The following is a 12783-nucleotide window of genomic DNA, read 5'->3' on the forward strand; positions in this document are numbered from 1 at the left end:
CCAAAACACCTCTTAGCCGAATTCCGACAACTATACATGTGCTTCACATCTCAATATTGACCGTTAACTAAAAGCTATTTGACAAAGTATCTCTCTTCAGAAAAACCTCTTAGCGCTTTCTTCGAATTTTCAACAGCAAAACATTATCGTGAATATACCGATTACAAAACGCTTCAAACCAATTCAGCATTTTATGCCACCAAAATTAAATATTTGATTATATGGGTCTACGTAAACAATTTAGTTAAGAATAAAAGTCGTTAACTGTCCTATTTTTCCAAAAGTAGTTATATATATAAAGCTTATCGCACATCCTAAAATGTAGATCTTTAGTTAATAAATAGTTACTAACAACCCACCATTTAGTTTTTACGAACACGAAAATATAGCGATTTCATGACAAATACTGGCCTTATGAATAATTACAAAGTGGTATGATTTCAAGTATTTTGAAGTTAAACAAGATGGATAACACGATTTTTATGATACTATGAAAAAAGTAGATACGGAGCATCTGCTAGGATAACAGCTGTTGCGATTTCTGCAACCTAGCTATAACAATTTTCAATCCCTCTAGAATCTGCACTTATTTAAAAGACGCTAGCAGACGATGTTCCGAATAGTACAGGGGGACAATACGCTAGTAATCCAGGGAATAATATGTCTGAAGAAAACTCAAAGATTATTTATACATTAACCGACGAAGCACCTTTGTTGGCGACTTATTCACTTCTACCAATCGTCGAGAAATTCACGTCTGCGGCAGGAATTGACATAATTAAAAGTGATATATCGGTTGCAGCCAGACTTCTGGCAGAATTTCCAGATTATTTAACCGAAGAACAGCAACTACCTGACAACCTCAGCGAACTTGGTCGTTTAACACAAGATCCAAATACTAATATTATCAAACTGCCTAATATCAGTGCATCTGTACCACAACTACAGGCAGCAATTAGTGAATTGCAATCTCAGGGGTTCCAGATCCCTGACCTACCAGAAAACCCACAGTCTGATAAAGAAAAATCGATTTTACAACGCTATTCTACAGCACTTGGTAGTGCGGTAAACCCAGTACTTCGTGAGGGTAATTCCGACCGTCGTGCTCCAAAAGCAGTGAAAAATTACGCACGCAAGCACCCACATTCAATGGCTAAATGGAGTCAGGCATCACGTACTCACGTCGCACATATGCGTGAAGGTGATTTCTACCACGGCGAGAAGTCAATGACACTGGATAGTGCTCGCAACGTGAGAATGGAACTAGTAACGGAAAGTGGCGAAACAATCGTGCTTAAAGATAATATCGCGCTGCTAGATGGCGAAATTATCGATAGCATGTACATGAGTAAAACCGCGCTGTGTGATTTTTACGAACAAGAAATGCAAGATGCCTACGAAACGGGCATCATGTTTTCTTTACACGTAAAAGCAACCATGATGAAGGTCTCTCACCCGATTGTATTTGGTCATGCGGTAAGAATTTTTTATAAAGAAGCTTTCGCAAAACATCACGAGTTATTCGAAAAACTTGGCGTTAATGTAAATAACGGTTTGTCTAACCTTTACGAAAAAATCTCACATTTACCAAGTTCACAACGTGAAGAAATTCGCAGAGACCTGCACGCCTGTCACGCACATCGCCCAGAACTTGCGATGGTTGATTCAGACAAAGGTATCTCGAATCTACATGCGCCAAATGATGTGATCGTCGATGCATCAATGCCTGCGATGATCCGTACCGGTGGTAAAATGTGGGGGGCTGATGGTCGTCCAAAAGATACTAAAGCCGTGATCCCAGAATCAACCTTCGCCCGTATTTATCAAGAAATCATTGCTTTCTGTAAAACTAACGGCGCCTTTGATCCGGTCACTATGGGCAGTGTTCCAAATGTTGGCCTAATGGCACAAAAAGCAGAAGAATACGGTTCTCACGACAAAACATTTGAAGCACCAGCAACAGGCGAAGCTCGCATCGTTGATATCGCAACGGGTGAAGTACTGATGATCCAGAATGTTGAAAAAGACGACATCTGGCGTATGTGCCAAGTTAAAGATGCACCAATCCGCGACTGGGTGAAACTGGCTGTAGCACGTACAAGAGATTCCGGCACTCCAGTCGTATTCTGGCTTGACCCTTACCGTCCGCACGAAAGTGAATTGATCAAAAAGGTCAATACTTACCTTAAAGATCACGACACTGAAGGACTAGACATCCAGATCATGTCACAAGTTCGTGCTATGCGTTACACCCTTGAACGTGTGGTACGTGGCCTAGATACAATTTCAGCTACGGGTAACATTTTACGTGATTACCTCACTGATCTATTCCCAATTATGGAATTAGGCACCAGTGCTAAAATGCTGTCTATTGTGCCGTTAATGGCAGGCGGTGGCTTGTTTGAAACGGGTGCAGGTGGTTCAGCGCCAAAACACGTACAGCAACTTGTTGAAGAAAACCATTTACGTTGGGATTCACTGGGTGAATTCCTCGCGTTAACGGTTTCGCTAGAAGCTGTTGCGAATAAAACAGGCAGCGTTAAAGCAAAAATACTGGCAGCGACACTCGATCAAGCAACTGAAATGCTGCTTGATAACGGCAAATCACCATCACGCCGTACTGGCGAACTGGATAACCGTGGTAGCCACTTCTATCTGTCTCTGTTCTGGGCTAAATGCCTAACAGAACAAACTGAAGATGCAGCCCTAGCAGCACAGTTTGCTCCGCTTGCAGCAAGCCTTGCTGAAAATGAACTGCAAATTGTTGAAGAACTAAACGCTGCTCAAGGCAAAGCTGTCGATATTGGTGGTTACTTCAATGCAGATCCAGTGAAGCTTGAAGCAATCATGCGTCCGAGTGAAACATTTAACGCATTACTGAAAGTCGCGTTTAGTTAATAACAACGCTTAGCAAATAACAGACCATCGTTATTTAACACCAAACCCGTAATAGATTAGTCTATTACGGGTTTTTTATTACCTCATAAAAAATCACCTCCTCCCCTCAACACTGAGTCGACATGCTGCTATCTTTAATCTAAGTGTCTGAAATGTCCTATTTATGCCATGATCACTGGCATTTTATTTTTAAAGCGTGATTTAAAATAGAACAACTCTGATAAAATGACGTAAAATAAAGTATTGCGATGCACTTTAAAGTAAAGGTCGCGAGCACTGCTCGTCATAAGGTATACAAGTTGAAATTTAGATGTGATTTAAATGGGTTAAGAGCAATAGCACTGATTGCTGTCGTATTGTTCCATTTTAATCCGAGCATCGCGCCCGGAGGTTTCGCTGGTGTCGACGTTTTCTTTGTCATTTCAGGTTTTTTAATGACAGGTATTATCTTTCAAGGCTTAAACACCAACTCATTAAATTTAGTTGATTTTTATTTATGCAGAGCAAATCGAATCATTCCCCCGCTTGCAGCCCTTTGCTGCATATTATTATTCGTTACTTGGTTTATATTGCCACCATTCGATTATCTAACCTTAGGTCAGCATGTCGCTAGCAGCATCACTTTTATCTCAAACATTACTTATTTTTATGAGTCTGGTTACTTTGATGCCAGCGCCTATGAAAAATGGTTGCTACATACCTGGTCATTGTCCGTAGAATGGCAGTTCTATATTATATATCCCATTATACTGCTATTTTTAAAACAATTTTTTTCTCTCGAAAATTTAAAACGCCTATTGATCCTTGCCACTATCCTCGGGTTTATATTTTGTGTTGTCGCAACAGAAAAATGGCCTACCTTCGCTTATTTTTCTCTCTCAACTCGCGCTTGGGAAATGTTATTAGGCGGCGTCGCTTATTTCTATCCGATAAGATTACACGAAAATCAAAAAAGGCTACTCGAAATTACTGGCATTACGTTAATGTTATTATCATTTGCGTTCACGTCTAAAATGACACCTTGGCCTGGTTACATGGCTTGCGTCCCTGTATTTGGCACCTACCTCATCCTGCTAAGTAACCGGGAAACAAGTATTTTAACCAATAATTTCCTGTTTCAAACGATCGGTAAATGGTCATACTCAATCTATCTCTGGCACTGGCCTATTGCGGTCTATGGCGCGTATTACCAATTGGATAACTGGGTGCCAATTGGCATAATGTTGTCTGTTGTTTTTGGGGCGCTTAGTTATTATCTCATTGAACAAAATCAGTTTAAAACTCATAAAAACACCATTATTTTCACACTCGTTACGACCTTGTTTTTTGTCGTATTTTATAAATCGACACCCTTTCTGTTATATCAAATATCCGGTATGCCGAAGCACATCATTGCCGCAAATTTAGAACAATCAGATAAAGGTGAGCTTTTTACTTGGCAAATGATAGACAAACTTAAAAGACATAAAATTGATGAGCATAAATTAAATGTGATGTTTATCGGTGATTCACAATCGGCTGACTTTGCTAATGTCGTCAATGAGAAAATCAATGTGATGAATAATGACAAAATTAATTTTATGGCGCTAAAAGTATCCGCTAAGTGTGGTGTGTTTTACCACCTACCTAAACCATTAAATGCGCTCTACGACAGAGTCAACCTCTCTGAACATATCGGCGAGACAAAGTTACTTAAATGCGGTAAAAGGATCAGAAAAATAACCGCTGATACGCGCTTATTAAGTGCTGACTATATTTTCATTGCGATGAATTGGCGTAACTGGTCTTTAGACTATAACCTCAAAGCAATTAAAGCGATAAAACAAAAAAATCCACAAGCAAAAATAGTTATTATCGGTAATAAAGGTATGCATAAACCACTGCCAATTATAATGGTTAATGCTTTTAAAGATGGGAAGGAGGTAGGTGAAGTGGTGCTCAAGTCACTGCCTCCTACTAATATTAAAAATAATAAATTTTTCCGTGAAAATCAGGATGTAGGTTATCAGTTTATTAATATGACTAACGCATTTTGTCCGGTTAAAAGATGCAATGTCGTCGATAAAAATGGTTTGCCATTTTTCTATGATGAAGTGCACACCACCAGACAGGGTGCGCGGTATCTCTCTGAAAGGCTGACGCCAGTACTACCAGCAGAGTTTTATAACCCTAAACCTATGTACAAACAATAGCTGTTATCATATTTGGGTATTTTATCGGCCAATTAAATTAGCCTATAAATAGATCTTCAAAATTTGCTACAATCTTCTTATAAGCATCTTAAATATTAGCGATACCATGTCAAAGCCAGCACCAGCAGCATCACCCGTAAAATTGAAACTAACTTTAGGTAGAAAAAAAAGCCCATCTGCACAGGCTAAAAAGAGCCAAATCAGCTACACCAATACAGTAACACCCCGTGGTAAGAGCAATCGCCTACCACATACTAAACCCAAAGAAAGCGGCCCAACCCAAGTCTATGTATTCAATAAACCTTACATGGTACTTACCCAGTTTACCGATGCGGATAACCGCGAGACTTTAAAAGACTATATCAAGGTACCGGATATTTATGCCGCAGGTCGCCTAGATCGTGACAGCGAAGGTCTATTACTGCTAACCAATAACGGTCGTTTGCAGGCAAAGTTGACTCAACCTGGTGAGAAAACAGAAAAAACCTACTGGGTACAAGTTGAAGGTGAACCGAGTCCTGAAAAATTGAGTGATTTACGTTACGGCATCATATTAAAAGACGGTCCAACGCTACCCGCCAAAGTTGAAATAATGACTGAACCTAGCGTATGGCCGCGGGTACCACCAATCCGGGAGCGCCAGAATATTCCCACAACTTGGTTAGCCATTACCATTATTGAAGGGCGCAACCGTCAAATACGTCGCATGACTGCACATATCGGTCACCCGACCCTACGTTTGATCCGCTATCGCATTGGTCCTTGGACACTGGATAATATCCAACCAGGTGAGCTAGTTGAAAGCAGTATTAACATGATGAATTAGTACCAAACCCTGTTTTTGCGTTGGTCTTCATGGTAAAATTCGCGCCATTGAAATTTGCTCGTAAGAGAACGGTAGTTAACTGTACCAAGCACGCTTATTTCAACAATATATTTATTACATAAGCAAAAAAGCCTTTAACTTTATTTGCATTACTACAAGAGTAATTAAAAGGTCCTATGACAAATACTACAATCGACGCCAGTACTAAAGCGTTAAACAGCACTAAAAAAGTAATCGTTGGCATGTCCGGCGGTGTTGACTCATCTGTTTCTGCTTACCTGCTACAACAGCAAGGTTACCAAGTAGAAGGCCTGTTCATGAAGAACTGGGAAGATGACGATAATGATGAATATTGTGCCGCAGCAGAAGACCTAGCAGACGCACAAGCAGTATGTGATAAATTAGGTATCGAGTTACACGCTATTAATTTCTCTGCTGAATACTGGGATAACGTATTTGAATACTTCTTAGCTGAATACAAAGCAGGTCGTACCCCAAATCCAGATATTCTTTGTAACAAAGAAATCAAATTTAAAGCATTTCTGCAGTTTGCATCCGAAGTACTTGCAGCTGACTATATTGCTATGGGTCACTACGTTAGCCGTCGTCAAACAGCCGATGGTAAATTTGAAATGTTACGTGGCTTAGACAGCAATAAAGACCAAAGCTATTTCTTATATACGCTGGATCATGTACAGGTTTCACGTTCATTGTTCCCTGTGGGTGAATTAGAAAAACCAGAAGTACGTCGTATTGCTGAAGAGCAAGGCTTGATCACTGCAAACAAGAAAGACAGTACCGGTATTTGCTTTATCGGTGAGCGTAAATTCACTGAATTTTTAAGTAAATACTTACCAGCACAACCGGGTAAGATAGAAAGTGTTGATGGCGAAGAAATTGGTGAACACCAAGGTCTGATGTACCACACACTGGGTCAACGTAAAGGCCTACATATCGGCGGTATGAAAAACAACAACAACCAAGAACCTTGGTATGTCGTTGATAAAGATATGGAGCGTAACGTATTGCTTGTGGCACAAGGTCACAATCACCCGCGTTTATTCTCGACAGGTTTAATGGCCTCGCAACTCCATTGGATTAGCCGCGAACCATTAACACAGCCATTACGTTGTACGGTCAAAACACGTTACCGTCAGACTGATGTACCTTGTTTAGTGACACCAATCGGCGAAGACCAAATTGAAGTCACTTTTGATAAACCCGAACTTGCCGTTACACCAGGCCAATCAGCGGTATTTTACCTTGATGACGTTTGCCTAGGTGGCGCAATTATTGATGTTCAAATTAGGGGCTAACAGTGTCAACTAACTTCCAAGAATCAAATATCGCCTTTGCCGGCGTTTGTCAGGCTGCTGCACTTGTACACCAACTTGCAACAACCGGCAATTGTGATGAAAAACAATTAAGCAATACCTTACGTTGTGTGATCGTAACAGACCCTAGTCAAACGATTGAGGTTTATGGCGAATACGCAAACCTAGAATTAGGCTATAAAACCCTCGTTGCTCAGTTAAGTAATACCTCTAAAGGTCCTGATAGCGCGTTAACACGCTACATGATTGGCTTAGTCGCGCTAGAGCGTAAACTGGCTAAACGCAATGATATTCTTGGTATGTTAGGTGAACGCATCTCGCAAGTTAAACGTCAAACTCATCATTATGAGTTAACGGATGCACAAATTTTAAGTAACATGGCGTCAATCTATGTGGACCTAATCAGCCCACTTGGCACCAAGATCCAAATTGCAGGAACCGCAAATTTCCTACAACAGACATTGGTGAGAGATAAGATCCGTGCATTACTATTTGCCGGTATTCGCTCAGCAGTGTTATGGCGACAAACAGGCGGTCAACGTCGCCAAGTAGTTTTCAATCGTAAACACATGGTAGAGCAAGCAAAGCAACAATTAGCTCGAATTTAACCTAAACACACCCAGGAGTATGTAATGGAATTATCAGCGTTAACAGCTGTTTCCCCGGTCGATGGTCGCTACGGTAGTAAAACAGTAGCCCTGCGTTCAATTTTTAGTGAATTTGGTCTAATCAAATACCGTGTACAAGTAGAAGTTCGTTGGTTACAAAAACTAGCTGAATGTGACTTAATTGCAGAAGTACCAGCACTAAGCGCTGATGCTAACGCGGCATTAAACAGCATCACAGATAACTTCTCTGAAGCTGACGCTGCGCGTATTAAAGCAATTGAAAGCACAACAAACCACGATGTAAAAGCAGTTGAATACTTCTTAAAAGAAAAAGTTGCTGATAACGCAGAACTACACGCAGTGTCTGAGTTCATTCACTTCGCTTGTACTTCAGAAGATATCAACAACCTGTCTCACGCGTTAATGTTAACTGAAGCACGTGAAACAATTCTTTTACCTTACTGTGAAAAGCTTATCGACAGCCTAACAGTATTAGCCAAAGAATATGCTGCTGTACCATTATTATCACGTACTCACGGCCAGCCTGCAACGCCAAGTACGATGGGTAAAGAATTTGCTAACGTTGTTGTGCGTTTACGCCGTCAAATGCTACAAATCGCTAACGTTGAAATTTTAGGTAAAATCAACGGTGCTGTAGGTAACTACAACGCACACATCTCAGCTTATCCTGATGTTGATTGGAACGAGTTCGCTGAAGAATTCGTCTCTAACCTTGGTGTTGTATGGAACCCGTACACAACACAGATCGAACCGCATGATTACATTGCTGAACTGTTTGACGCAATTGCACGTTTCAACACCATTATTCTTGATTTTGACCGTGACATTTGGGGTTATATTTGTCTAGGCCACTTTAAGCAAAAAACAATTGCTGGTGAAATTGGCTCTTCAACAATGCCGCACAAAGTTAACCCAATTGATTTTGAAAACTCAGAAGGTAACATCGGTATTGCTAACGCACTATTCAATCACCTTTCTGCGAAACTACCGGTTTCTCGCTGGCAGCGTGACTTAACAGATTCAACGGTATTACGTAACCTTGGTGTTGCTATCGGTTATTCTGTTATTGCATACGAGTCAACGTTAAAAGGTATCAGTAAATTACAACTTAACGAAGAAGCGCTACTTGCTGATCTTGATCGTAACTGGGAAGTTCTGGCTGAGCCAATCCAAACAGTTATGCGTCGTTACGGCATCGAAAAACCATACGAAAAGCTAAAAGAGCTTACTCGTGGTCGTCGTGTTGATGGTCCTGCTATGCAAGAATTCATCGATACACTCGAACTAACGGATGCAGTTAAAGCGGAATTAAAATTAATGACGCCAGCTAACTACATCGGTCGTGCTGTTGAGTTCGTTAACGAACTTTAATTGCTCGGTAATAATGACCAAGTAATAATCGCTAAACTATAAATAATTTATCGCACGACTGCATTTATAAATTGATTCAATAGTTTTATAAATACGTGTTATAAATTAATGAAAGCCCAAGTTTAACTACGTTTAACTAGAAATAGGTAAAGGTTGCTTGGGCTTTTTTGTGCGCCAGTTATCATTAATGTTTTTCATATTAAAAACCAGATATCGTAAAGATAGACATTCGCGACATATAAGTTCAAAACAAAACCAAAAAACCTCACTTTAGTTTCAATATGAAACCACAGATCAGTCGTTAATAAAACAAACGGTTGAAGTTGCCCCCCCATCTTGTAACTTATCTCGATACACGGATAATCATCATCTCATCTACATATGATTAACCAAGGATTTACATCATGAACGGATCATTTCTTATTGAAGCATTTCAAGCACCCTCAAGTTACGCTCAAAACTTAGGTAATTTCTTTAATGATTTAGGTGCGGATCCTTACCTTGAAAGCAACTGTCGATTCCGCGCATTTTCGCAGTATCAAAAAACCAATGATAAATTTGAAAAGTTGGGTACAAGTATCTTCATGCAGTCATCTGATGTAAACCGCCTTATCGGTAATGTTGAGCGTAAGTTCGAAGACATCGCACCAGCACTTGACCAGCATCCTGACTTTCAAAATTTATTAAATGCATTTCTTGAGCGTACTAACGTCGATACCACCAAACAGCCGATTGGCGTTCACCAGATCCGTGTTGTGTGTTCACAAGATAAATCAGGCTCGCCAGCACCCGAAGGAATTCATCAAGACGGTTTTGATTTTGTCGGTATCTTCTGCGTAAAAAGAGACAACATCGCCGGAGCATTTACCCAGATCTTTTCATCGCCAGTTGACCAACATCCGCACATGAGCACCACGTTAGAAGAAAACCAATTTATCATTTTTAATGATCGTCGTTATTTCCACTACGTAACAGAAACACTGCCTGCTCTACAAGATGAAAACGGACTACGAGACGTATTTGTGTTCACCGCATGATCAATGGTAACCAGTAACAAAACGTCAATCACACACTAGAAGATAACAATAAATACTCTTTGCACAAAAAAATGCTGCAGGAGTAACAAAAAATTTATTAAAGGAACAACCTATGAACTTATGTATTGAGTCAATCCGCCAAGCTTTCCCAGCATTACAACAGCAAGTAAATGGCGAGCCAGTGTATTTTTTTGACGGTCCTGGTGGCTCACAAGTTCCACAGTCTGTGCTTGATGCAATGACAGCTTATTTAAGTAAATATAACTCGAATCTTGGCGGCCGTTTTTTCTCAAGTGAAAAGACCGTTGATGTGATGCGTAATGCACGCCTGAGCGGTCAAGCATTACTGAATACCGAATCACCAGATAATATCGTATTTGGTGCTAACATGACGTCACTGACGTTCCAATTAAGCCGTGCGATCAGTCGTGATTGGCAAGCGGGTGACGAAGTCATTGTGACCTCACTCGATCATTACTCTAACGTATCAACGTGGCAACAAGCTGCGGATGATAAAGGCGCTGTAGTACATCAAGCCCGTGTTAATGAAGTTGATTGCACGTTAGATAGCGAGCATTTAATTTCGTTAATTTCCAATAAAACTAAATTAGTGGCTTTAACGTTTGCATCGAACACCACAGGTTCATTGGTAGACGTAAAACCGATCATTGAAGCAGCACATGCCGTCGGTGCTAAAGTCTATATCGATGCGGTACATTACGCGCCACATAAGCTTGTTGATGTGCAAGCATTGGGTTGTGACTTCTTAGCTTGTTCAGCTTATAAGTTCTTTGGTCCTCACGTAGGTATCGCTTATGTAGCGCCAAAATGGTTACATACTCTATCACCTTACAAAGTCGAGCCAGCAACAAATCAAGGGCCAGGTCGCTTTGAAACGGGTACCCAAAGTTTTGAAGCCTTAGCTGGATTTAGCGCTGCGGTTGAATACCTTGCCCATGCTGGTGATCAAGTACTGCCGCTACGTGAAAGACTGGTGCAAAGCTTCGAGCTATACCAAACCCATGAACAAAAACTAAGCCAACACTTCCTTGCCAAGTTAGCGCAATACAGCAACGTGACGTTATACGGCATCGATGATATGGACCGATTAGCAGAGCGTACACCGACCTTCTCTATCCGCATCGACCATGCCTCACCAGAAGATGTATCAGGATTACTTGGTCAACATAATATGTGTGTATGGAACGGTCATTTTTATGCAATTGGCTTATGCAAACAATTAGGTATCTTAGACAAAGGTGGCGTGATCCGTATTGGTTTCATGCACTACAATACCACCAGCGAAATTGATGCATTATTTGATGTGTTATCAGCGGTGCTAGTTAAATAACTACAGCTCGTAATACATTGTTATAAATCGTCATTAAGCCCAAGTGTATCGCCTGCACTTGGGCTTTGTTATTTTACTGTCAATAAAGTCACCTCATAAATACGTTTAAATTCCAAAAGTAACATATCGATAACATTTTCGTATTACCAAGCATGCTAGCCTACTCACACTTATATACGACGCAGCAAGGAAGCAAAATATGTCACGTCAATCGAGAACAGTACAACAATGGTTTGATGAATATGGGGTCAGCCATCAGAACAAAACCAATAAGCGGATCCATTGGATCATGGTACCGGTTATATTCTTTACTATTGTTGGTTTGTTATGGTCTATCCCCAAAACAGATTGGATGGGCGCATCCCCCTTTGTAAACTGGGCCACATTAGCCATGTTGCCAGCAATGTATTTCTATTACACCTTATCGGTACGTATCTTACTTGGCATGCTGTTATTTACTGGGTTATGTCTAATGGCGTGTTATATGCTGACTTTATACTTAGCCATACCGTTATGGATTTTTAGTGCGGTACTGTTTGCAATTGCTTGGATATTTCAGTTTATCGGCCATAAAATTGAAGGGGCAAAACCCTCGTTCTTCGAGGACCTGCAGTTCTTATTAGTTGGCCCTGCTTGGTTACTTGGGTTTATCTATCAACGTATTGGTATTCGTTATTAAGCACTCACTGCTAAACGATAACTGAAATACTCAGTGTCTTTTACAAACCCTAGTTTTTCATACAATGCTTGCGCGGAAAAATTATCTTGCGCAGTATTCAAATCGACACGAATAGCACCGGTATTTCGGGCCTCTCTCACTACACGATGAATTAGCTCATTAGCCAGACCTTGCCTGCGGTATGCTGGTGCAATAAACAAGTCGTTCAATACCATGATTTTACCCAAGGATACCGATGAAAACGAATGATAGTTCAGCACAAAACCCATAGCCTCACCCGCTTTGTTATAAGCAATAAACACGGTCGCATCGTTATTCATCAAACGCTCACCTAAATACGGACGGTACTTTTGTGGTGCTGATGGTTGCTTATAAAACACCATATATTGATCAAATAAACTAACGAGATCGTTTAATTCTTCCAATGAGGCTTTTTTGATATGCATAAAATCCCTTTTCAATATGA

Annotated in this window: 10 protein-coding genes; 9 read left to right on the forward strand and 1 reads right to left on the reverse strand. The window is 40.6% G+C overall.

Annotation, left to right across the window (positions count from 1 at the left end):
• Positions 1-660: 660 nt before the first annotated feature.
• From PE36_RS04315 to PE36_RS04355, 9 genes are all read left to right on the forward strand, one after another.
• The gene (locus PE36_RS04315) at positions 661-2898 is read left to right on the forward strand and encodes an NADP-dependent isocitrate dehydrogenase (protein ID WP_006030746.1); all 2238 of its coding nucleotides are present in this window, start codon (positions 661-663) and stop codon (positions 2896-2898) included.
• Between the two features lie 299 nt (positions 2899-3197).
• The gene (locus PE36_RS04320) at positions 3198-5090 is read left to right on the forward strand and encodes an acyltransferase family protein (RefSeq protein ID WP_043993910.1); all 1893 of its coding nucleotides are present in this window, start codon (positions 3198-3200) and stop codon (positions 5088-5090) included.
• Between the two features lie 106 nt (positions 5091-5196).
• Complete coding sequence (locus tag PE36_RS04325; protein WP_006030748.1) at positions 5197-5916, forward strand: pseudouridine synthase; 720 nt, start codon at positions 5197-5199, stop codon at positions 5914-5916.
• A gap of 176 nt (positions 5917-6092) precedes the next feature.
• On the forward strand, positions 6093-7232 hold the full coding sequence (gene mnmA / locus PE36_RS04330; protein WP_006030749.1) for a tRNA 2-thiouridine(34) synthase MnmA: 1140 nt from the start codon (positions 6093-6095) through the stop codon (positions 7230-7232).
• A gap of 2 nt (positions 7233-7234) precedes the next feature.
• Positions 7235-7858, forward strand: coding sequence for a high frequency lysogenization protein HflD (hflD, locus tag PE36_RS04335; RefSeq protein WP_006030750.1), 624 nt, complete (start codon positions 7235-7237; stop codon positions 7856-7858).
• Between the two features lie 24 nt (positions 7859-7882).
• Positions 7883-9250 (forward strand): adenylosuccinate lyase, encoded by a 1368-nt coding sequence (gene purB / locus PE36_RS04340; RefSeq protein ID WP_006030751.1) that lies wholly within the window; start codon positions 7883-7885, stop codon positions 9248-9250.
• 404 nt (positions 9251-9654) lie between these two features.
• On the forward strand, positions 9655-10287 hold the full coding sequence (locus PE36_RS04345) for a 2OG-Fe dioxygenase family protein (protein WP_006030752.1): 633 nt from the start codon (positions 9655-9657) through the stop codon (positions 10285-10287).
• A gap of 112 nt (positions 10288-10399) precedes the next feature.
• Positions 10400-11638, forward strand: a complete 1239-nt coding sequence (locus PE36_RS04350) for a cysteine desulfurase-like protein (RefSeq protein WP_006030753.1) — start codon at positions 10400-10402, stop codon at positions 11636-11638.
• A gap of 199 nt (positions 11639-11837) precedes the next feature.
• A complete protein-coding gene (locus tag PE36_RS04355) occupies positions 11838-12317 on the forward strand; it encodes a DUF962 domain-containing protein (protein WP_006030754.1) in 480 nt (159 codons plus the stop codon).
• Here the strand turns inward: PE36_RS04355 and PE36_RS04360 are convergent.
• Positions 12314-12763, reverse strand: a complete 450-nt coding sequence (locus PE36_RS04360) for an N-acetyltransferase (protein ID WP_006030755.1) — start codon at positions 12761-12763, stop codon at positions 12314-12316. The genes PE36_RS04355 and PE36_RS04360 overlap by 4 nt on opposite strands.
• Between the last annotated feature and the right edge of the window lie 20 nt (positions 12764-12783).

It is taken from the genome of Moritella sp. PE36 (assembly GCF_000170855.1).
Taxonomy (GTDB): Bacteria; Pseudomonadota; Gammaproteobacteria; order Enterobacterales; family Moritellaceae; genus Moritella.